This window comes from Ciceribacter sp. RN22 (genome assembly GCF_024054295.1).
GTDB lineage: Bacteria > Pseudomonadota > Alphaproteobacteria > Rhizobiales > Rhizobiaceae > Allorhizobium > Allorhizobium lividum.
The window spans coordinates 576,715-597,313 of the sequence record NZ_JAMXLD010000001.1 but is presented as its reverse complement, the minus strand read 5'-3'; the positions used below and the strand labels follow the sequence as shown (position 1 = coordinate 597,313).

Sequence of the window (20,599 nt, the reverse complement as noted above, 5' to 3'; positions counted from 1 at the left end):
CATGACCACGCCCCTCCTGTCGCTTCGCGGCGTCTCCAAGAGCTACGGTCAGGTCCAGGCCAACAAGAACATTGGCCTGGACGTTGCGCCGCGGTCGATCCACGCGATCCTGGGTGAAAACGGGGCCGGCAAGTCGACCCTGATGAAGCTCATATCCGGGGTCGAACAGCCGGATGGCGGAAGCATCTCCTGGAAGGGCGAACCGCTGACGCTCGCCTCGCCTGCCGAGGCGAGACGTCAGGGCATTGCCATGGTGTTCCAGCATTTCTCGCTGTTCGAGACCCTGACCGTGGTCGAGAACATCCAGCTGGTGATGCCGGGCAAAAAGGCGGAACTTGCCGATCGCACACGTGCGCTCGGCCGCGATTTCGGGCTGGAAGTCGATCCGCTCGCCCATGTCCATGCGCTCTCCGTCGGCGAGCGCCAGCGGGTGGAAATCATCCGCTGCCTGATGACGGATCCGAAGCTCCTCATTCTCGACGAACCGACCTCGGTTCTGCCGCCGCAGGCGGCCGAAAAACTGTTCGAGACGCTCCGCAAGCTGCGCGATGGCGGTGTCTCCATTCTCTTCATCTCGCACAAGCTGGAGGAAATACGGTCGCTTTGCGACCGCGCCACAATCCTGCGCGCCGGCGAAGTCACCGGGCACGTCGATCCCCGGGACCATGACGCCCACGATCTCGCCGGCATGATGATCGGCCGGGACATGCCGCCCCCCATGCCGGCTGCGGCGAATGCCCCCGGCGAGAAGCGTCTGGAACTCATCGGCCTCGACTATACGCCCGACGATCCCTTTGCCGTACCGCTATCCAAGATCAGCCTTACGGTGCGGGCTGGTGAAATCATCGGAATTGCCGGAATTTCCGGAAACGGCCAGAGCGATCTGGCGATGTTGATCTCCGGAGAAACGACGCTTCCAAACGGAGAGCAGGACCGCATCTTCATGATGGGCAAGGATGTCGGCCAGCTTGATGCCGCCGCCCGCCGCAAGCTCGGTTTCGCCTTCGTGCCAGAGGATCGTCTCGGACGCGGCGCAGTGCCGGAAATGTCGCTGACGCTCAATGGCCTGTTGACCGCTCACCCACAAAAACTTGTCCGCCGCGGTCTTGTCGACAAACCCCTCGCGGAGGATTTCGCGCGCGACTGTATCCGCGACTACGATGTTCGCACGCCCGGCCCCGATGCCGAAGCCGGATCGCTCTCCGGCGGCAATCTGCAGAAATTCATCGTTGGCCGCGAGATCATGCTGGCACCAAAGCTGCTCTTCGTCGCCCAACCCACCTGGGGCGTCGACATCGGAGCAGCCTCCGCCATTCGCCGCCGTCTCGTCAACCTGCGCAACGAGGGCGTGGCGATCCTCGTGATTTCGGAGGAACTGGAAGAGTTGTTCGCACTCTGCGATTTCATCCAGGTCCTGCACCACGGGAAGCTCAGCGAACCGCTCGTGACCCGCGAAACGAGGCCGGAGGATATCGGGCGCTACATGATCGGATCGGAAAACACACCCGGAAAGCTGGCATCATGAGCGCACCGGCCCGTGCCCTTCTACCGAGCCTCGTGCGCCGCGAACGCGCATCGCTGGCGGCAACCGTTCTCGCTCCGCTGGCCGCGCTGGTCGTCGCGATCCTGCTCAATCTCGGGCTCTACGTGCTGATGGGCCGACAGGCAGGCGCCGTCATGCATGCAATGCTGCTCGAGCCCTTCATCTCCTGGTCTTCCTTCTCCGAGGTCCTCCTGAAGACGGGGCCGCTGCTCTTCATTGCCCAAGGGCTGGCCATCGGTTTCCGCGCCAAGGTCTTCAACATCGGCGCCGAGGGCCAGTTCATCCTCGGTGCGATCTTCGCATCCGCCATTCCAATCTGGTATCCGCAAGCGACCGGCGCCTGGATCTGGCCTTCGATGCTGCTGCTCGGTGCCATCGGCGGCGCGCTCTGGGCCTCGGTCACCGCGTTCTGGCGTGTCCGTCTGAACGCCAACGAGATCCTCGTCTCGCTCATGTTGAGCCTCGTTGCGGCACAGTTTCTCTATTACCTGCTGCTCGGCCCCTGGAAGGATCCGAACGGCTTCAATTTCCCGCAGTCCGTAATGTTCCAATACGATGCCATAATACCGACGCTCATCCCGCGGACACGGGTGAATGTCTCGCTGCTTCTGGCCGTGGCGCTCTCGATTGCCGCCTGGATCTTCATGCAGAAGAGCTTCATGGGCTACAAGCTGCACGTCGGCGGCCTGGCACCGCGCGCAGCCGGCTATGCCGGTTTCAGTGAAAAGCGGGCGATCTGGCTCTCCCTCCTGATCGGAGGCTTTGCCGCAGGCCTTGCCGGTGCAGTGGAAGTGGCAGGCCCCGTCGGCCAGCTGCAACGCTCGATCGCCACCGGCTATGGCTATGCCGCAATCATCGTCGCCTATCTCGGCGGCCTTCACCCGATCGGTATCATGGTCTCGTCGCTTTTCATGGCGGCGCTCTATATTGGCGGCGACAACGCCATGGTGTCCGCCAACCTGCCGATTGCCGCCGTTCGTGTCTTCCAGGGCAGCCTGCTGCTTGCCTATCTGGTGGCCGTCGCCTTCGTTCGCTACCGGCTGGAATGGCCGCATACAGCCCACCGGAGACCGACATGAACGCCGTCGATTTCATCCTCGCTGGCATGTTGGCCGCCGCGACACCCTTTCTGCTCGCAGCCCTAGGCGAACTCGTGGTCGAGCGCGCCGGCGTCTTGAACCTCGGTGTCGAAGGTCTGATGGCACTGGGTGCGGCAATCGCCTTCATCGTCACCTATCATGGCGGCGGCCATTTTCTCGGCTTCGTCGCCGCCGGAGTGGCAGGCGCGCTGCTCTCGCTTCTCTTCGCCTTCATCGTGCTCGGCTTTCGCGCAAACCAGGTCGCCGCCGGGCTTGCGATCGGCATTCTCGGACAGGGATTGTCGGCCCTGGTCGGCAAGACCTATGAGAGCCTGACGGTGAAAGGCCTGCCGAAGCTTGCAATCCCCGGCCTCTCCGAGATTCCCGTTGTCGGCGGTCTCTTTGCACAAGACATCATCGTGTGGCTCTCGCTCGCGACCACCCTCGGCGTCTGGTTTCTGCTGTCGCGGACAAGGACCGGCCTCACCATCCGTGCCGTCGGCGAAAACCCGAAGGCCGCCCATGCCATCGGCTATTCGGTGATCGGCGTGCGGCTCGCGGCCATTGCCTTTGGCGGCACCATGGCCGGATTTGCCGGCGCCTATGCGGCAATCGTCTACACCCCGCTCTGGGCTGACGGCATGATCGCCGGTCGCGGATGGATCGCCATCGCGCTCGTGGTCTTCGGCACCTGGCTCACCGGCCGGGTCTTCCTCGGCGCCTGCCTGTTCGGAGCCGTCTCCCTGATGGGGTTGGCGGCCCAGGCCACCGGCATCGACCTGCCCTCTCAGATCCTGTCCAGCCTGCCCTACCTCGTCACCATCATCGTCCTCGGCATTATCTCCGCCGACAAACGCCTCCTGAAACTAAACGGAGTCGCTTCGCTCGGCGAGCCTTTCGAACGCTGAACTGAAACAAGAAGTTGCCGCCTACCGGGCTCTATGGGACACGAACCTGCATAGAGCCCTTCTGATCCGCTTGCGCATCGCTCGCCTGGCAGCCGACAAACATGTTCCTGCCCGGCATGGACGATCGCACCAATCATGTGCGGCGTGCGCCCCATGGTGTGGTCGGCGTCATTTCGCCTTTCAACTTCCCTCTGGTTCTCTCGGTCCGCTTGATCGCTGCAGCGATCGGACTTGGCAACACGTCGTCCATAAGCCGGACCCGCGCAACCCGATTTTACCGCCTGTTGTCATCGGGCTGTAACAAAGCCTGGCTAATGTGGAAACGTTTCCAGTCGGGACCAGATCATGCAGCAAAAGACCTCCGTCACGATCCGCGATGTTGCGCAGGCAGCCGGCTGCAGCGTGGCGACGGCGAGCCGCGTGCTGAACAAATCCGGCCCCGCCAGCGCCGAGGTGCGCGAGCGGGTGGAGCGGGCGGCACGCGACCTCGACTTCAGCTTCAGCGCCATCGGGCGTGCTTTGCAGAGCCGTCGCTCGATGACCATCGGCTGCCTGGTGCCCTCGTTGGCGAACCCGGTCTTTGCCGAGGCAGTGCAGGGCGTTCAGTCCGAGCTGAAGGATTCCGGCTACCAGCTGCTGATCTCCTGTTCAAACTATGACGAGACGGCGGACAATGCTGCCATCGAAACACTGATGTCGAAAGACGCGGACGGGCTGATTGCCACCATGGTCGCCCCGGACCGCAGTGCCGCACTAAGGCAGGCACAGCAGCGTGGCACGCCGATTTCGCTGATGTTTCACGATCCCATCGAAGGCTTCACCACCGCCTATGTCGACAACTTCGAGGCGGCGCGGGAAGTGGCACGGCAATTCGTGCGCCTGGGTCACCGGCGTATCGGCTTTTTGGCATTGCGCTTTTCGACCTCCGACCGCTCGCGCAATCGCTATGCAGGGTTTTGTGCCGAATGCCGGGCCCGTGGTCTGCCCGACCCGGTGCTGATCGAAATTAGCGAAGCCGAGGCGAGCCGGCCGGACAGCCTCGCGGCCATTCTCAACGATCATCCCACTCTGACGGCGATCTTCGCCTCGAATGATTTCCTGGCGATTGCGGTACACAAAGCCGCCCGCCTGTTGGGTCGGCGCGTGCCGCAGGATCTGTCGGTCGCAGGGTTCGACGGGATCGAGATCGGCAGGCTGCTCGAGGCGCCGCTCGCGACCATAGAGACATCACCCGAGGCGATGGGCCGTCAGGCGGCGCGATCGCTTCTCGAAGCCATGCAGGGGCAGGCACCCATTCAGCCGCCAGCCCTGCCGTTCCATTTCCGAGCCGGCGCAACCCTTGCCGCGCCGAACCCGGAATAAGGTGACGACGGTCGGGATGCCGCCCAACCGCCGTCCGCTCTCCTCGCTCAAGACCTCTCTCAACCAAGGATCAACCCATGAAACATACTGTTTTCGCGTTGCTTTTCGCAACAGCCTTCGTAGCCCCTGCCGTTGCCGAAGACGCCGTCTGCTACAATTGCCCGCCCGAATGGGCGGACTGGGCCTCGATGCTCAAGGCGCTCGACGAGAAGGTCGACGTCAAGATGCCGCACGATAACAAGAATTCCGGCCAGACGCTGAGCCAGCTCATCGCCGAGAAGGCGAGCCCTGTGGCCGACATCGCCTATTATGGCGTGACCACCGGCATCCAGGCTGCGAGCGAGGGCGTGGTTCAATCCTACAAGCCAGAAGGGTTCGACGAAATCCCCGAGGGGCTGAAGGATCCGGAAGGCAAGTGGTTCGCAGTGCACTACGGCACGCTGGGTCTCTTCGTGAACGTCGATGCGCTCAACGGGGCTCCGGTGCCGCAGTGCTTCGCGGACCTGACCAAGCCGGAATACAAGGGCATGGTCGGCTATCTCGATCCCGCCTCTGCCTTTGTCGGCTATGCCGGTGCGGTCGCGGTAAACCAGGCCTTCGGTGGCAACCTGACCAATTTCGAGCCGGCGCTCAAATACTTCAAGGAACTGGCGGCGAACAGCCCGATCGTGCCGAAGCAGACGTCCTACGCCCGCGTCGTTTCCGGCGAAATCCCGATCCTCTTCGACTACGATTTCAATGCTTACCGCGCCAAATACAAGGAAAACGGCAAGTTCGAATTCGTGATGCCGTGCGAAGGCACCATCCGCGTGCCTTACGTGATGAGCCTGGTCGCTGGCGCGCCGCATGCCGAAACGGGCAAGAAGGCGCTCGACTTCATCCTGTCCGACGACGGACAGGCGATCTGGGCCAACGCCTACCTCAAGCCCGCCCGCCCGGTCGCCCTTCCGGCCGAGGTCGCCGCACGCTTCCTGCCCGACACCGAGTATGAACGCGCGGTCCCGGTCGACTATGCCGAAATGGCAAAGGCCCAGGCGGCATTCGGCGAACGCTACCTCGCTGAAGTCAAGTAATCCGCCAACGGGCAGAGCGGCGACGCTCTGCCCACTTTAGAATCGGAGCTATCCGGATGTCTTCCCGACAGTTCTTGGCCCTTTGCCTCGTTCCGCTGACGGTCTTCTCGCTCGCCTTCCTGGCATTGCCGCTGGTGAGGCTCGTCCTGGCCTCCGGCGAGGGCAATGCCGGCTGGGGGGTGTATCTGCAAATTCTGCAGACTCCCCGCTACACGGCCACCTTGGTGCAGACCGTGCTTGTATCGACATTAGTGACAGTCGCGGCGCTTGCAGTGTCCACCACCGCCGGGCTCTACCTTGCCCGGAATCGCTTTCGCGGTCGCGCCGTGCTCCTGTCGATCCTGACGCTGCCTTTGGCTTTTCCCGGCGTGGTCGTCGGCTTCATGATCATCCTCCTCGGCGGGCGACAGGGCCTGTTCAATCAGATCCTGCCGGGTCACATGATCTTCGCCTATTCGACGCTCGGTCTCTTCCTGGGCTATTTGTATTTCTCCATCCCGCGGGTCCTGCTGACGGTGATGGCGGCGATAGAAAAGATCGACCCTTCGCTCGAGGAAGCTGCCCGCACGCTGGGGGCGTCGCCGTATCGCGTCATGCGGGATGTGCTGATCCCCCAACTGGCACCGGCATTGGTCGCAGCCGGCGCCATTGCCTTTGCCACCGCCATGGGCGCCTTCGGAACGGCTTTCACGCTGGCCACCAATATCGACGTCCTGCCCATGGTGATCTACACCGAATTCACACTGTCGGCGAACATCGCCATGGCGGCGGCCCTGTCGGTCATGCTCGGCTTCGCGACATGGACCATCCTGTTCCTCGCCCGGTCCTTTTCAGGCGCCGGCGTCGCGGCGGGAGGCTGAGCTCATGACATCCTTAGGTAAGATCGTGCAAATTTCGGTCACGCTGCTCGCATCGGCGTTCTTGCTGGTGCCGACGATCCAGTCCGTGCTGGCAGGCTTGACCGTCAACTATTTCCAGGGGTTGCGGTCGGGACTGACACTCGAATGGATCGCCGTGGTCTGGGAGCTCTATGCACCCAGCACCTTCCTTTCACTCGGCCTTTCGCTCGCATGTCTCGCCGTCACGCTGGTCATCGGCGTGCCCGCCGCCTATGTCCTGGCGCGCAATCCGGGCCGTATCGCCCGCGCCATGGAAGAATTCATCTCGTTGCCGCTGGCCATACCCGGCCTGGCGCTGGCTTTGGCGCTTCTGCAGCTCTATGGCACGTTCAAGGAGTTCCGGATAAGCTGGACCTTCATCCTCGTCGGGCACGTCCTCTATACGCTGCCCTTCATGGTGCGCTCCGTGCAGTCGGTGCTTGCGGCAATCGACCTGAAGACACTTGAGGAGGCAGCGGCAAGTCTCGGGGCCGGGCCTGTGCGGCGCTTTGTCGACGTTGTCGTGCCGAATGCCCTGCCCGGCATTCTCGCCGGCGCGCTGACGGTGGTTACCCTTTCCATCGGTGAGTTCAACCTGACCTGGATGCTGCACACGCCCTTTCTGAAGACCCTGCCGGTAGGACTGGCTGACAGCTACGCCTCCATGCGCCTGGAAATCGCCTCGGCGTATACGCTGATCTTCTTCGTGATGATCGTGCCACTTCTCGTCACCATGCAATGGGCCAGCGCGCGCGCCCAGAGGATCAGCCAATGACACTGCATCTGCACAATATCGCAAAGACCTTTCCGGGCGGCACGCGAGCCCTTTCTCCAACCGATCTCGATATCGCAGAGGGCGAGATCGTGTCGTTGCTGGGCCCCTCGGGCTGCGGCAAGACCACGCTACTGCGGATTATCGCAGGGCTGGAGACGGCCGATCCCGGCGCAGAGATCCGCTTCAAGGGCGAGGACATCACCTCCCAGCCTGTCGAACGGCGGAAGGTCGGTATGGTATTCCAGTCCTATGCGCTGTTTCCGAACATGTCGGTGGGCGCCAATATCGGCTACGGGCTGAAGATGCAGAAGCTGCCGCGCGCCGAGATCGAGGCACGGGTCGATGACGTGATCGCGCTCTGCCGACTGGAGCCTTACCGGGCGCGCCCAATTTCCGCGCTGTCGGGCGGCCAGCGGCAGCGTGTCGCTCTTGCACGAGCCTTCGCACCGCGTCCGCGACTTCTCTTGCTGGACGAGCCCCTGTCGGCACTCGATGCCGCCCTGCGCGTGCAGTTGCGCGACGAACTGGCCCTGCTTCTGCGCCAGTTCGGAATCACGGCGATCTTCGTCACCCACGACCAGGACGAGGCCATGGCGATCGCCGACCGCGTGGTGGTGATGTCACAGGGTCGCGTGGCGCAGGTAGGAACACCCGAAGCGCTCTACCGTGCGCCGGAGACGCCCTTCGTCGCCCGCTTCATCGGCAATGCCATGCCGCTGGGCGGCACGATCGCAGGCGATCGGCTACATCTGCGCGGCGGCGTGCTGACCCTTTGTGCGGCAGCCGAGGGCAAGACGGCCTTCGTGCGAGCCGAGGACGTGAAGATCGATGCCAATGGTCCTCTTGCGGCCCAGGTCGAGACGGTGACCTTCCTCGGCACGCATTACCGTATCGCGCTGTCAGGCGCGTCGGACGAACCGCTCTATTGCTTGCACCAAGGGCTGTGTGCCCCGAAGCTCGGCGAAACCGTCCGCCTGTCTGTCGCTCCCCAATCCATTCTGACCCTCGAAGAAGAGAAAGACGCCGCCTGATGCCCGCCTTCATCCAGATCAGCGACACCCACATTGTTGCGAAGGGGCAGCTTGCCTGCGGCCATTCCGATACGGCGACTGCGCTCGCCAACGCCGTCGCTTCGATCAATGCACGCCTTCCGGCGCTCGGGTCCGTCGATTGCGCGATCCTCACCGGCGATCTGACCGACCATGGAACTGCCGAGGAATACGACCATTTCCTCGAGATCATGTCTGCGCTGGAACTGCCATGGCTTGCCATTCCCGGCAATCACGACAGGCATGCGGAGATGCGCTCGGCCTTTATCGGAACAGACTGGATGCCGGAATCCGGCCCGATCCAGTGGCAGCGCGACTTCGGGCCCTTCGTGGTCATCGGGCTCGATACGCTGCTGGATGGCGCTCATCACGGGATGTTGTCGGATGAGGGCTTCGCGTTCGTCGACCGGACACTGACTGCGCTGGGCGAACGTCCTGTCATCGTGGCGACGCATCACCCCTGGATGTTCTCGGGCATATCGGCAATGGATGCCGACAACTTGCGCAATGGGGCCGCGCTGATGAACCGGCTGCAGGCCCATCCCGGGCCTGTGCGCATGATCTCGGGTCACGTGCATCGGGCGATGACCACGCACATCGGCAAGGTCATTTGCCAGATTGCGCCCTCGACCGCCCATGCCGTCCATCGGGATGTTCAGCCGGAGGCAGTCAATTCGCTGATCCTGGAACCAGGCGCCGTGATGCTTCACACCTGGCTTGAAGGTCCACGAAGTGGCCTCGTCTCCGATATCTTGCCAATCGGGACGTTTGCGGGACCTTGGCCCTTCTGAGGGAAGAATGAACGACGACCGCCGGCGGATCGACATTTCCAAAGCTCCCGTTGATGGAAATGCCGCCCGCGACCGTCGATGATTGTGATCCTGGCGCTATCGGAGGGCTCTGACCGCCGGTTGGCCAATGCCGCACCGCCAAAACGGCAACTGGACCGTCAACGCCGACCAGCATCGCTTTGCCCGTTCCCGCGCTATTCCTTGATGTAGGGCTTTCCATCCGCGGCGGGAGGCCTTGCACGGCCGATCAACCCCGCCACGACAATGATCGTCGCGATATAGGGCGCCATGGCAAGAAATTCCGATGGGATCGGGGTCTGCAGCAGGGCGAGCTTTTGCTGCAACGAATCCGCAAATCCGAATATCAGTGCGGCCATCAGCGCGCCGACGGGATGCCAACGTCCGAAAATCATGGCGGCAAGGCCGATGAAACCACGCCCGCCGGTCATGTTTTCGTCGAAGCGACCCACCGAGCCGAGGGTGAACCATGCCCCGCCGAAGCCCGCGACCATGCCGGCCATGACGACGTTCACATAGCGGGTTCGATAGACATTGATCCCGAGCGTATCGGCCGCGCGCGGATGCTCGCCCACTGCACGGGCCTGCAATCCGTGGCGCGTGTAGAAGAGATAGTAGGTAGCGAGGGCAACCATGACCAAGGCGCCATAGACGAAGAGATTCTGCTGGAAGAGCATGGGGCCGATCACGGGTATGTCGCCGAGAAACGGGATTTTGAACGCGCGAAACACGGGGGCGTCGTTCAAGAAGCGGTATTCCTGGAAGACCTGGCTGCTGACATAAGATGTCAGGCCGAGCACAAACAGGTTTATCACGACGCCGGCAATGATCTGATCCATGCGGTAGGTGACAACGAGGGCAGCAAGGATAAGCCCGAAGAGGCCGCCGACAATGACCGCAGAGATCAATCCGCCGAACCCGCCGATCAAGGATCCCATCAGCGCACCTGTGAATGCGCCGGCGAGCAACATGCCCTCGATGGCGATGTTGACCACTGCAACCCGCTCGGACAGCACGCCAGCCAATCCGCCAAGTGCAATAGGCACTGCCCTCACCATCGTGGCCTGCAGCATTCCGGTCAGCGAAAAGGACTTGCCCGCAGTTGCCCAGACCAGAAAGGCGGCGACGGCAAGAACCAGTCCGAATCCGATCGAGAGCGCGGTCCACCTCGCCCCGCCACGAAAGAACTGGCGCACGCCCAGGAAGGCCAGAACCGCTGCCGCCAGATAGTTGAACGGGGCGGCGGCGACCACGAGATCCGGAAGAACCCAGGTATCGGACGGACGCGACAGTCGAAACACCGCGTTGCCGGTCGTTTCGAAGCTGAACACGGTTGTCACGAGAATGGACAGCGCGATGAGCGTGGCGCCCGATATCCACGCCTGACGGTTCTTGCGCGTATCGATGTCGCGCGCGGAAGAGGTTGAATGCGGCGCTGCCATGGTCATGCCGCGCTATCCTTCTGATCCGTGACAGATTTTCGAAATCCCCAGGGGAAGATCGCACGCACCAGGAGAGGTGCAGCTATGAAAACGATGATCAGGGCCTGAATGATGCCGATCAGATCGATGCTGACGCCGGCATCGACCTGCATTTGACGCCCTCCCGCTTTCAGTGCGCCGAAGAGCAGCCCGGCAAACAGGACGCCTACGGGATGGGAACGTCCGAGCAGAGCAACCGAAATCGCATCGAAACCGATACCGGCGGAAAAACCCGGTGTCGCGCGGCCGAGAACGCCCAGCACCTGGTTCGCGCCGGCGAGCCCCGCAAGTGCGCCGGCCGACCCCATCGCGGTGACGATAATGAGCGGCGCGCGGATGCCGGCATAGCGTGCGGCATCGGCGTTCTCGCCGCTTGCACGGAACTCAAATCCCAGTTTCGTACGAAACAGCAGCCAGTAGATCAGGATGACGGCCGCGACCACGAGAAAAAGGCCGGCATGGACGCGGAGGTTCGCATCAATCCATGCGAGCAGCCGCGGAAGTTCCGCGCTTTCCACGACCGATTTGGAAATCGGATCGGCCCGTTCCGCCTTCTGGACCCAGGGCAGTCGTAGCATGTAGTCAAGCAGGCGGTAGGAGATCAAGTTCAGCATGATCGTCGAGATCACTTCATGCGCGCCCGTGGCGGCCCGCAGCCATCCCGCAATCGACGCATAGGCGGCACCGGCAAACGCTCCGGCCAAAAGCGTCAGCGGCAGATGCAGGACCCATGGCAAGCCTTCGATACTGAAGCCTACGATTGCAGCCACGAGCCCGCCAACGATGATTTGTCCTTCCGCACCGATATTGAAGAGGCCCGCCCGGAAGCCCAATGCAAGGCCGAGGCCGGCCAGGACAAGCGGTGCAGCTGCCGTCAATGTCTCTGAAACGGCGTTGAGCGAACCGACCGAGCCTTCCAGTAGTGCAATGTAGGAGCGGCCGATCGTCGCCGGATCGACCGCGGTCGCCAGCATGACCAGAGCCCCGATGATCAACGCGACGATGAACGCGAAGATCGGCACGACCACGAGGTCCTCGTACTCGGCACGGCTCGGTGCCGCTCGCTGCAGGAGCTTCTCAGAGAGCGTATCGCTGCTGGTTTGAACGGTCATGCCTGTGCTCCTGCCATGGCGAGCCCGACGGCGTTCTTGTCGACAGGACCTTTGGTCGCATCGAATTCCGCAACAAAGCGACCTTTGAACATCACAAGGATCCGATCCGACAGGGACAGGATCTCATCCAGTTCGGAGGAGACGATCAATACGCCATCTCCTGTGTCGCGGGCATGCATCAGCCGGCCATGGATATATTCGATGGAACCCACATCGAGGCCGCGTGTCGGCTGCGCGGCGACGACCAGACACGTCTCTCGTTCCAGTTCGCGCGCCACGATGAGTTTCTGCTGGTTGCCGCCCGACAGGCTGCCTGCCCTGGAAAAAACCGAAGGCGTGCGCACGTCGAAATCGACAGCGTACTTCGCTGCGCTCTCGAACACGTCAGGCCAGCGGATATTCGGGCCGGATGCATATCGTTCGTCGTAATAGGTGTTGAGCACCATGTTCTCTGCGACGGTGAAATTCGAGATCATGCCGCTTCGTTGCCGGTCCTCCGGAATGTGCGCCATACCCATACGGTGACGTTCACGAACCGACGCGTGCGTAATATCCTTGTCGAGGAACAGTATCTTGCCGCTGGCGGCATAATGGAGACCGGTCAATGCCTCGATCAGTGCCGACTGGCCATTGCCCTGGACGCCGGCGATGCCGACGACTTCACCGCTCTTGACCTGAAAACTGACGCGGTCGACTGCGATCTTGTCGTCCTCGCTCAAGACTGTCAGTTCGCTGACGTCAAGAAGCGTGCGGCCCGGCGCATAGGGCGCCTTCTCGACCTCGAAAACAACCGGCCTGCCGACCATCATTTCCGCAAGCTGCGCCTCCGTCAGCGTCCTGGGGTCGCCCTCGCCGACGATCTGGCCGTCGCGCAACACGCTGATGCGGTCGGCGATCTCAAGAATTTCGTTCAGTTTGTGCGTGATGAAGACGAGTGCCTTGCCGGCGTCGCGCAGTGACTTGACGATCTCGAAGAACTCGGTGACCTCCTGCGGGGTCAGAACTGCTGTCGGCTCGTCCAGGATCAGGACATCGGCCGAGCGGAACAAGACCTTGATGATCTCGACGCGCTGCTGAAGTCCGACCGGAAGGTCTTCGACACGGGTGCCGGGATCAACCTCCAGACCATATTTTCCATTGATTTCATTGACCTTGTCGTGGGCGGTCGCCAGATCGAGCCAATCGAGCTTGCCGGTCGGTTCGACGCCCAGAATGACGTTTTCCGCGACGGTGAATACAGGAACCAGCATGAAATGCTGATGCACCATTCCGATCCCCGCCGCGATCGCATCCCCCGGCCCCCGGAACACGACGGGTTTGCCATCGATCAGGATCTGGCCCTCGTCGGCGGCATAAAGCCCGCTCAAGATATTCATCAACGTCGATTTGCCGGCACCGTTTTCGCCGAGGAGCCCAAGCACCTCCCCCGCGCGAATCGTCAGATTCACATTCGAATTGGCGATTACCGGACCGAAGCGTTTGGTGATCCCCTTTAGCTCGATGTCCACTGCCGCTCTCTCCCAAGGCCGACGCAAGAAACCGTACCCGCCGCCTGGCAACAGGCGACGGGAAAGGTGCGATCGGGTTATTCGTTGACCTTGATCGTGCCGTCGATGATCGCCTTGCGAAGGTCGGAGAGCTCCTGCTTCATTTCGGCAGAGACTGCATTTTCCATGTCATGGAAGGGGGCAAGCCCCACGCCGTCGTTTTCAAGCGATCCGACGAGAACGCCGCCCTTGTAGGTGCCCTTCATTGCCGCTTCGATGACCGCGTAAACGGTCGAATCCATGCGTTTGGTGATCGATGTGAGATAGACATGCTTCTTTTGCGGGTCGGTCAGATAGAGGTCGGCATCGACACCGATGATCTTCAGCTTGTCTGTCCCGAGCTCATCGGCGAGCGCCGCTGAACCAAGGCCCACGGGACCTGCGACCGGCAGCACGATGTCTGCGCCTTCATCAAAGAGGTTCTGAGCGAAGGCGCGTCCGTCATCGAGTGAATCGAAGTTGTTCGTGAAGAGGCCTTCGCGCGTCTCGGGGTTCCAGCCGAGAACGGCAACCTTCGTTTCCTTCTGTTTGTTGTAGTAGTTTGCACCGCGGTAGAACCCATCCATGAAGATCGTCACCGGCGGAATGTTGATGCCTCCGAAGACGCCGATCGTGCCGGATTTCGAAACGCCCGCGGCAAGGTAGCCGGCGAGAAACGCTGCTTCATCGGTAGAGTAGACCTGGCCTACCACATTGTTGATTGGCGGATCGTACGAAAAGTCGACGATGGAAAACTTCTGATCCGGATTCGCCTCGGCGGCTTTTTTGGTCGCATCGCCGAGCAGGAAGCCGACGGTGATGATGATATCGCACTGCCCGCCAAGCAGGGAATTGATATTGGCTTCGTAATCGGTTTCAGCCTGCGATTCGAGGTATCTGCCTTCGACGCCAAGCTTTTCCTTCGCGTCCAGAACGCCTTTCCACGCCGTCTGATTGAAACTGTTGTCGTCAATTCCGCCGGTGTCTGTCACCTGACAAGCCGTGAACGCCGCAGCGGCAGAAACGGAGCCTAGCAACAACGCTGCCGTTACCGCAGCACTCGCGAAGAACTTCTCACTGTAGAGCATGATGGTAACCTCCCTGGTTGTGTGGCACGCTCGAGATTCTCATCTGGAAATGCAATTGTATCGGAAGAATTCCATTTTGTTAGAAGTAACATCATTCGAGACACGCGACTTGACGCATATCAATAGCAAACGGTCGGGTTTACCGCTTTTTGTCGCGAAGTAAGCTGCGCTCATGTTAACTCTGGCACAACCTGCTTGGCTCCTCCACGCAAGCGTCGAGGAACTCTCCTTGTTTCCGCTCCGTTCGAAGCCCGAAAAAGGCAAGCTCTACTGGTGAAGCGTTTCAAGGAGAAGGCTACCGACGGGAACGCCGAGCCTCTCTTTGCATGAAAGTCCGGCTCAAGCCACGAGCCAATTGTCCCTGTAGAAGCGCACCTTGTCGCGCTCGAAAACAAGATGGGCTGGGGCGCCGACGGCCGGAACGCGATCGGGCGTGCGGAGTTTCACTATGGTGCCATTGCCGAGGTCGACGCTGACAATCGCGAAGCAGCCCATGTCCTGCACATCGGTGACGGTGGCAGGCAATGTGCCTGCTTGCGGGGTGTCGGCAAGCGTGACGAATTCCGGGCGAATGCCGACCACCACCTCGCTCAGCGAACGGCCTTCAGCAGAGCGGAGCGCTCCGACCTCACGTCCGAGGATCGACACCGTGCCCGCCTGGACAGTGCCGTCGAGAAAATTCATCGCCGGCGAGCCGATGAAATAGCCAACGTGACGATGCACTGGCTCCTCGAACAGAACCTGGGGGCTCCCCATCTGGACCACGCGACCATGATCCATGACCACGACCTGTTCGGCCAGCGTCATCGCCTCGTTCTGGTCATGCGTCACATAGACCAGCGTGTGCCCGTGCTGGGCACTGATGTCCCGCAGCTTGCGCCTGAGGCTGAACTTCAGCTGCGGATCGATCACCGTCAGCGGTTCGTCCATCAGGATGACCGCGACGTCGTCGCGCACCAGTCCTCGCCCGAGCGAGATCAGTTGCTTAAGGTCGGGTGTGAGCTTTCGTGCAGGCTTCCGCAGCACTTCGTCCAGATTGAGCAGGCTTGCCACCTCGTTGACGCGCCGGTCGATCTCGGCTTTCGGCTTGTTGCGGCAGCGTAGCGGAAAGGCGAGGTTCTCGAACACCGTCTTCGACGGATAGACCACCGGAAACTGAAAGACCTGGGCGATGTTGCGCTTCACCGCGCCGACCGAGGTCATGTCGACACCGTTGATCAGCACCCTGCCTTCGCTCGGCGTCAGCAGACCGGAAATGATGTTCAGCATCGTGCTTTTGCCGCAGCCCGAAGGGCCGAGCAGGGCATAGGTGCCGCCGTCCTCCCAGGTCAGGTCCAGCGGATGGAGGGCATAGTTCGGCTTGCCGTCGACGGTATTATAGAAATGTCCAAGGCCCCTGAGTTCGATCTTTGCCATGCAATCAATCCTTCTGGCCGGAGACGCTTCTGCGCGGCGGGGCGGCGATCAGCGTGCCGGTCGCCGCATCGAAGGCGTAGAAGCGCGTGCTGTCCGGGGTAAATCCAATCCTGTCGCCGGGCTGAAAGAGATGTACGCCCTCCTCCTCCAGTACGAGATTGCGCCCGTCGAGATCGAGATGCAGCACGGTCAGCGAGCCGTTGACCTCGGCGAGCGCCACGGTCGCGGAAAAGTCTCCGTGGAGCGCCAGGTCGGTCGCCCTGAGGCCGAAGATGTAGCGACCCGGCGCAAGCGTCGAAAAATGCTCCGGCAGCGGCGTCTTGAATGATGGCCCGAGGATCAGGCGCCCGCCCGCGATCTCGCCTTCGAGCAGGTTCATCGGCGGATCGTTGAAAACTTGCGCTGCGATCGTGTTGGCGGGATAGTGGAAGACGTCGCGGTAGTCGCCCGTCTGGATCACCTTGCCTTCGTGCAGGATGATGACGTGCCCCTGCAGGATCATCGCCTCGGCCGGCTCGGTCGTCGCGTAGACGACCAGCCGGTCCTTGCTGTCGCGGAAGATGCGGCGGAACTCGTCGCGCAATTGTTCGCGCAGCTTGTAGTCGAGGTTGACCAGCGGCTCGTCGAGCAGCAGGAAATCGGTGTCCTTCACCAGCGCCCGGGCAAGCGCCACGCGCTGCTGCTGGCCGCCGGAAAGCTCCGCCGGGCGCCGATCGAGATAGGGGCGAAGGCCAAGCAAGTCGCTCACATAGGTGAGTTTCGCCTCGAGTTCTGACGACGGGCAGCCGGCCCGCTTCAGCGGAAAGACGATATTGTCGCGCACGTTCAGGTGCGGATAGTTGACGAACTGCTGGTAGACCATGCCGACCCGGCGCTTCCAGGCCGGGATTTTCAGGAGATCGACCCCGTCACGCACGAGGCTGCCTGAGCGCACGGCCTGCAGCCCGGCCAGCACCTTGAGGAAGGTCGTCTTGCCGGAGAGCGTGCGGCCGATGACGGTGACGACGCCGGAGGCCGGCAGATCGACGTTCAGCCCGTCGACATGGATGGCATTCCCCTCGGCCACGGTCAGATTGCGGATTGCGTAGGTCATCATGCCTCCTACTTCCGTGCGCCGGCGAGGCTGCCTTTTTCGAGGTAGCGCTCCACCAGGAAGGCCACCACGATCAGGGGCGCCACCGAGACCAGCGCCGAGGCGGAAAGGCTCCACCAGGGCGTCACCGAGGAATTGAGCGAGACGATCGCCACCGGCAGCAACTGCGTCTCGGTGAAGGTCAGCGTGAAGGCGAAGAAGAAGTCGTTCCAGCCGAAGACGATGCAGAAAATGCCGGCGACCACCAGGCCGGGCAGCGAATTCGGCAGGATCACCCGCCAGAAGGTCTCTATCGGCGTGCAGCCATCGATCATCGCCGTCTCGTCGAGTTCGCGCGGAATACTGTTGAAGAAATCGACCATCACCCAGACGGCGATCGGCAGGAGCAGGGCGATGTAGACGATCACCAAGCCGAGGATCGTGTCGAGCAAGCCGAAGAAGCCGAGCATCAGGAAGAACGGGATGGCCAGCACCACCGGTGGCATGATCCGCTGAGAGACAAAGAAGAAGGTGAGGTCGTTATTGCCGATCGGTCCCACCTTGTAGACGAAGCGCGACAATCCATAGGCGGCGAGCGTTCCGAGAACCAGGCTGATGGCGCTGGCCGACAGCGTCACGATCATGCTGGCGGCGAACGGCCCGACGATGTCGATGCTGCCGGCGCCCGATCCGAACAGGCCCTTCCAGGCCGCGAGCGATGGCTCGTAGTCGACATAGGGCAGATAGGTCGGCCCGGCAGTAACCCCGTTGGCGGTCTTGAACGAGGTTGTCAGCGCCCACAGGAACGGTGCGATGACGAAGGCACTCCATCCGAGGATCGCCGCCGTCTTGATGATGCGAAAAAGGCGCGGCATGAATCAGACTCCCGACTTGACGAGGTATCTGGCGAGAAGTTTGGCGATGATCGTCAAGAGCACGATCATGATCACCAGATAGGTGATCGACAGCGCCGCCGCGTAGCCGATCTGGAAGTCGCGCAGACCCCGGATGAAGATGTAGTAGCTCGAGGTCTCTGTGGCCGTACCGGGTCCGCCTGAGGTGACGACGTAGATCGTCTCCATGATTTTCGACGCTTCGATCAGACGGATGATCACGGCACCGGCCGAGATCGGCGCCATGGCGGGAAAGGTCACGTTGAAGAAGGTTCGGATCGGTCCGGCCCCATCGATCGCGGCAGCCAGGAACGGCTCCTTTGGCAGGGATAGCAGGCCCGCCGTCAGCAGCAGGAACATGAACGGCGTCCACTGCCAGACATCGACGAGAATGACGACCACCGTCGCCCAGCCGGCGCTTGTCAACCAGGCGACATTGCCGATGCCGAGAAACTGCATGAGGTCGTTGGCCGGCCCGAGGGATTCGTGGAAGATGGTGCGCCAGATGACAGCCATCACCACCGGGGTCGTCATCATCGGAATAAGAAACAGGACCCGCGTGAGACGCCTCAGGCGTACCTGGTGCCAGACGAGCAGAGCGAGCGCGAACGCGATGACATATTCGAGCAGCACGCAAGCCGTGGCGATGAAGCCGAGCCGGACGAGCGATTCCCAGAAACGGGCATCGCTGAAAATGCGCCCGTAATTGGAGCCGCCGATGAAGTTCAGGCCCGGACTTGCGGCATCCCATCCCGAAAAGCTCACGCGGATGGTAAAGATCAGTGGAAACAGGATGATCGCCAGCAGGGTGAGAAGCCCCGGCAGCAGGAAGAAGAGTTTGTAGCGCGACAGCCCATACACGCGGTTCGTTCCTCAGTTCACGGCCACATCGACCCCCGGTCGACGGACACGGGACGGCGGCATGCCTTTTCCAGGAGAAGGGCGCACCGCTTCGGATGCGCCCCTTTCGACGGTCCTGGAGTTACTGGTTGTCTTCCAGCGCGACGACGCGGGCATAGGCCTCGCGCACCTTGTCGACGCCGATACGGTCGACGATGTCCTTCCACTCCTTGGCCACTTGGTCGAGCGCCGCCTGCGGCGTCGCCTGGCCGGCGATCGCGGAGGCGACGCCCGTCGCCATGGAGGTCATGAACTGGTTGACGCCGGGAACGCGCAGGTCGAAGACGCGGTTCTGGCTGGTGTCCATGCCTGACAGCGTTTCGACATAGCTCTTGGCAAGATCGGCATCCCAGCCGAGCTTGTCGGTCCACAGCGCCGGATCGAAATGGCTGGTGCGGTAGGGATTGACGCCGAAGCGGCCGACCTGCAGGTCGGACAGGGTGTTGGCTTCGTTGGAGAAGAAGCACAGATAGTCGAAGGCCATGTCCTGGTTCTTCGATTTGGCCGACACTGCCGAAGTCCAGCCCCAGGTGATGTAGGGCGCGCGGTTCGGCTCCTCGAACTTGTCCCACTGGTTGGTCTTGCGGTTCCAGACCTCGCGGGCGCCCGGAAGCGGAGCCGCGGCCACCTTGTTGCGGATCGGACTGTCAGCCTGCTGCGCCTGGACGAAGGCATCGTCCCAGGAATAGCTCATCAGCGACTGACCGCCGCCGAAGGCAAAGATTTCGTCGCCGAGGCCGAAATTGGCACCGCCCGGCGCCCAGTCCTTCGAGGCCGCGACGAACAGTTCGAGGCCGCGCACGAAGCCGGGCGAATTGATCAGCGGTTCCATGGTCTCGAGGTCGAAGAAGAAGCCGCCCTTGACGTTCGGGTTCTTGGCGTAGGGAGCCGCGCGGCTGATGAAGGCAGAGAACATCAGGTCGTCGCGCTTGGCGACTTCCGCCGAGCCGTAATTGGGATTGCCATCGCCGTCCCAGTCCCAGCCGGAGAAGACCTTGGCGACTTCGTTATATTCTTCCCAAGTGGCGGGCACGGTCAGGTCGCGGCCGGTCGCCTCCTTGAATTTCGCCTGCATCTCCGCGTTCTCGAACACGTCGGCGCGGTATTTCAGATAATGCCGGTCGCCGTCGATCGGATATTGCACCATCTGGTCGCCCCACTTGGCGACGTCGATGTAGTTGCGGGTCACGTCCTTCATGCCGGTCGACTCGCGATAGACATCCGGAACGGGGGCGAGGAAGGGGTTGAGGTCGCCGATCCACAGCGAGCCGTAGAACAGCACGTCATAGGCATTCTGTCCCGTCTGGAATGGGATCAGGATGCGCTGAAACAGGTCGCCGAACGGCACGTGCACGACGTTCACCTTGGCACCGGTCAGTTCCTCGAACTGTTTGGCATGGAGTGCCGTCGGCTCGCCGATCACCGGAACGGCATGGGTGATGATGTTGAGCGTGCGGCCGGAATAGTCCTTGGCGTCAATCGCCTCGTAGGAGCAGGTTCCCGGCAGGTCGGACGGAATACCGAAGCGGCTGTAGTCGGCCGCCATGGCGGGTGCCGCGGCGGCCGCCAGCGCAAGCGTGCTGGCGGTCAGAAGCAATGTCTTCAATGTCATTTTTTCTCTCTCCCAGGTTTAAA

At 61.9% G+C, this 20,599-nt stretch carries 18 protein-coding genes and 1 pseudogene; 10 read left to right on the top strand and 9 right to left on the bottom strand.

Translation table 11 applies throughout. The features are described 5' to 3' along the window. The first annotated feature begins 1 nt into the window (after position 1). The 10 genes and pseudogenes from NHF53_RS02955 (at position 2) to NHF53_RS02910 (ending at position 9,458) form a co-directional block, all read left to right on the top strand. Entirely contained in the window at positions 2 to 1,525 is a 1,524-nt protein-coding gene (locus tag NHF53_RS02955; protein WP_252833033.1) for an ABC transporter ATP-binding protein, read from the top strand. Then, positions 1,522 to 2,622 carry an ABC transporter permease gene (locus NHF53_RS02950; protein WP_252833032.1) on the top strand — a complete coding sequence of 367 codons (1,101 nt, stop codon included), beginning with the start codon at positions 1,522 to 1,524 and terminating at the stop codon, positions 2,620 to 2,622. Before NHF53_RS02955 ends, NHF53_RS02950 begins: the two co-directional genes overlap by 4 nt. After that, positions 2,619 to 3,530 carry an ABC transporter permease gene (locus NHF53_RS02945; protein ID WP_252833031.1) on the top strand — a complete coding sequence of 304 codons (912 nt, stop codon included), beginning with the start codon at positions 2,619 to 2,621 and terminating at the stop codon, positions 3,528 to 3,530. The genes NHF53_RS02950 and NHF53_RS02945 overlap by 4 nt, the downstream gene beginning before the upstream one ends. 101 nt (positions 3,531 to 3,631) lie before the next feature. Next, positions 3,632 to 3,712, top strand: a pseudogene (locus tag NHF53_RS24145) (hypothetical protein); the annotation flags it as partial. Between the two features lie 163 nt (positions 3,713 to 3,875). Next, entirely contained in the window at positions 3,876 to 4,892 is a 1,017-nt protein-coding gene (locus NHF53_RS02935) for a LacI family DNA-binding transcriptional regulator (protein ID WP_254007820.1), read from the top strand. Between the two features lie 77 nt (positions 4,893 to 4,969). Then, positions 4,970 to 5,965: an ABC transporter substrate-binding protein gene (locus NHF53_RS02930; protein ID WP_252833029.1), complete on the top strand. Its 996-nt coding sequence runs from the start codon at positions 4,970 to 4,972 to the stop codon at positions 5,963 to 5,965. A 56-nt stretch (positions 5,966 to 6,021) separates the two neighbouring features. Further along, on the top strand, positions 6,022 to 6,825 hold the full coding sequence (locus NHF53_RS02925) for an ABC transporter permease (protein ID WP_114363965.1): 804 nt from the start codon (positions 6,022 to 6,024) through the stop codon (positions 6,823 to 6,825). Between the two features lie 4 nt (positions 6,826 to 6,829). Continuing rightward, positions 6,830 to 7,618, top strand: coding sequence for an ABC transporter permease (locus tag NHF53_RS02920; protein WP_252833028.1), 789 nt, complete (start codon positions 6,830 to 6,832; stop codon positions 7,616 to 7,618). Then, positions 7,615 to 8,649, top strand: coding sequence for an ABC transporter ATP-binding protein (locus NHF53_RS02915; RefSeq protein ID WP_252833027.1), 1,035 nt, complete (start codon positions 7,615 to 7,617; stop codon positions 8,647 to 8,649). Before NHF53_RS02920 ends, NHF53_RS02915 begins: the two co-directional genes overlap by 4 nt. Further along, entirely contained in the window at positions 8,649 to 9,458 is an 810-nt protein-coding gene (locus NHF53_RS02910) for a phosphodiesterase (protein ID WP_252833026.1), read from the top strand. Before NHF53_RS02915 ends, NHF53_RS02910 begins: the two co-directional genes overlap by 1 nt. A 194-nt stretch (positions 9,459 to 9,652) precedes the next feature. Here the strand turns inward: NHF53_RS02910 and NHF53_RS02905 are convergent, their stop codons facing one another. From NHF53_RS02905 to NHF53_RS02865, 9 genes are all read right to left on the bottom strand, one after another. Then, on the bottom strand, positions 9,653 to 10,924 hold the full coding sequence (locus NHF53_RS02905; RefSeq protein ID WP_252833025.1) for an ABC transporter permease: 1,272 nt from the start codon (positions 10,922 to 10,924) through the stop codon (positions 9,653 to 9,655). Further along, entirely contained in the window at positions 10,921 to 12,069 is a 1,149-nt protein-coding gene (locus NHF53_RS02900) for an ABC transporter permease (RefSeq protein ID WP_252833024.1), read from the bottom strand. Before NHF53_RS02900 ends, NHF53_RS02905 begins: the two co-directional genes overlap by 4 nt. Further along, positions 12,066 to 13,577, bottom strand: coding sequence for an ABC transporter ATP-binding protein (locus tag NHF53_RS02895; RefSeq protein ID WP_252833023.1), 1,512 nt, complete (start codon positions 13,575 to 13,577; stop codon positions 12,066 to 12,068). The genes NHF53_RS02900 and NHF53_RS02895 overlap by 4 nt, the downstream gene beginning before the upstream one ends. A 77-nt stretch (positions 13,578 to 13,654) precedes the next feature. Further along, a complete protein-coding gene (locus tag NHF53_RS02890; protein WP_252833022.1) occupies positions 13,655 to 14,683 on the bottom strand; it encodes a BMP family protein in 1,029 nt (342 codons plus the stop codon). 339 nt (positions 14,684 to 15,022) lie between these two features. Beyond that, positions 15,023 to 16,099: an ABC transporter ATP-binding protein gene (locus tag NHF53_RS02885; RefSeq protein WP_252833021.1), complete on the bottom strand. Its 1,077-nt coding sequence runs from the start codon at positions 16,097 to 16,099 to the stop codon at positions 15,023 to 15,025. Between the two features lie 4 nt (positions 16,100 to 16,103). After that, positions 16,104 to 17,192: an ABC transporter ATP-binding protein gene (locus NHF53_RS02880; RefSeq protein ID WP_252833020.1), complete on the bottom strand. Its 1,089-nt coding sequence runs from the start codon at positions 17,190 to 17,192 to the stop codon at positions 16,104 to 16,106. Between the two features lie 8 nt (positions 17,193 to 17,200). Continuing rightward, positions 17,201 to 18,046 carry a carbohydrate ABC transporter permease gene (locus NHF53_RS02875; protein ID WP_252833019.1) on the bottom strand — a complete coding sequence of 282 codons (846 nt, stop codon included), beginning with the start codon at positions 18,044 to 18,046 and terminating at the stop codon, positions 17,201 to 17,203. Positions 18,047 to 18,049: 3 nt separating this feature from the next. Next, positions 18,050 to 18,925 carry a carbohydrate ABC transporter permease gene (locus NHF53_RS02870; protein ID WP_252833018.1) on the bottom strand — a complete coding sequence of 292 codons (876 nt, stop codon included), beginning with the start codon at positions 18,923 to 18,925 and terminating at the stop codon, positions 18,050 to 18,052. A 121-nt stretch (positions 18,926 to 19,046) separates the two neighbouring features. Continuing rightward, the gene (locus NHF53_RS02865) at positions 19,047 to 20,576 is read right to left on the bottom strand and encodes an extracellular solute-binding protein (protein WP_252833017.1); all 1,530 of its coding nucleotides are present in this window, start codon (positions 20,574 to 20,576) and stop codon (positions 19,047 to 19,049) included. Positions 20,577 to 20,599 lie beyond the last annotated feature (23 nt).

Bases quoted from the DNA above. Each gene is read 5' to 3' on its own strand.
- NHF53_RS02955 (WP_252833033.1), top strand. From the start codon at position 2: ATGACCACGCCCCTCCTGTCGCTTCGCGGCGTCTCCAAGAGCTACGGT.
- NHF53_RS02950 (WP_252833032.1), top strand. From the start codon at position 1,522: ATGAGCGCACCGGCCCGTGCCCTTCTACCGAGCCTCGTGCGCCGCGAA.
- NHF53_RS02945 (WP_252833031.1), top strand. From the start codon at position 2,619: ATGAACGCCGTCGATTTCATCCTCGCTGGCATGTTGGCCGCCGCGACA.
- NHF53_RS02935 (WP_254007820.1), top strand. From the start codon at position 3,876: ATGCAGCAAAAGACCTCCGTCACGATCCGCGATGTTGCGCAGGCAGCC.
- NHF53_RS02930 (WP_252833029.1), top strand. From the start codon at position 4,970: ATGAAACATACTGTTTTCGCGTTGCTTTTCGCAACAGCCTTCGTAGCC.
- NHF53_RS02925 (WP_114363965.1), top strand. From the start codon at position 6,022: ATGTCTTCCCGACAGTTCTTGGCCCTTTGCCTCGTTCCGCTGACGGTC.
- NHF53_RS02920 (WP_252833028.1), top strand. From the start codon at position 6,830: ATGACATCCTTAGGTAAGATCGTGCAAATTTCGGTCACGCTGCTCGCA.
- NHF53_RS02915 (WP_252833027.1), top strand. From the start codon at position 7,615: ATGACACTGCATCTGCACAATATCGCAAAGACCTTTCCGGGCGGCACG.
- NHF53_RS02910 (WP_252833026.1), top strand. From the start codon at position 8,649: ATGCCCGCCTTCATCCAGATCAGCGACACCCACATTGTTGCGAAGGGG.
- NHF53_RS02905 (WP_252833025.1), bottom strand. From the start codon at position 10,924: ATGACCATGGCAGCGCCGCATTCAACCTCTTCCGCGCGCGACATCGAT.
- NHF53_RS02900 (WP_252833024.1), bottom strand. From the start codon at position 12,069: ATGACCGTTCAAACCAGCAGCGATACGCTCTCTGAGAAGCTCCTGCAG.
- NHF53_RS02890 (WP_252833022.1), bottom strand. From the start codon at position 14,683: ATGCTCTACAGTGAGAAGTTCTTCGCGAGTGCTGCGGTAACGGCAGCG.
- NHF53_RS02885 (WP_252833021.1), bottom strand. From the start codon at position 16,099: ATGGCAAAGATCGAACTCAGGGGCCTTGGACATTTCTATAATACCGTC.
- NHF53_RS02880 (WP_252833020.1), bottom strand. From the start codon at position 17,192: ATGACCTACGCAATCCGCAATCTGACCGTGGCCGAGGGGAATGCCATC.
- NHF53_RS02875 (WP_252833019.1), bottom strand. From the start codon at position 18,046: ATGCCGCGCCTTTTTCGCATCATCAAGACGGCGGCGATCCTCGGATGG.
- NHF53_RS02865 (WP_252833017.1), bottom strand. From the start codon at position 20,576: ATGACATTGAAGACATTGCTTCTGACCGCCAGCACGCTTGCGCTGGCG.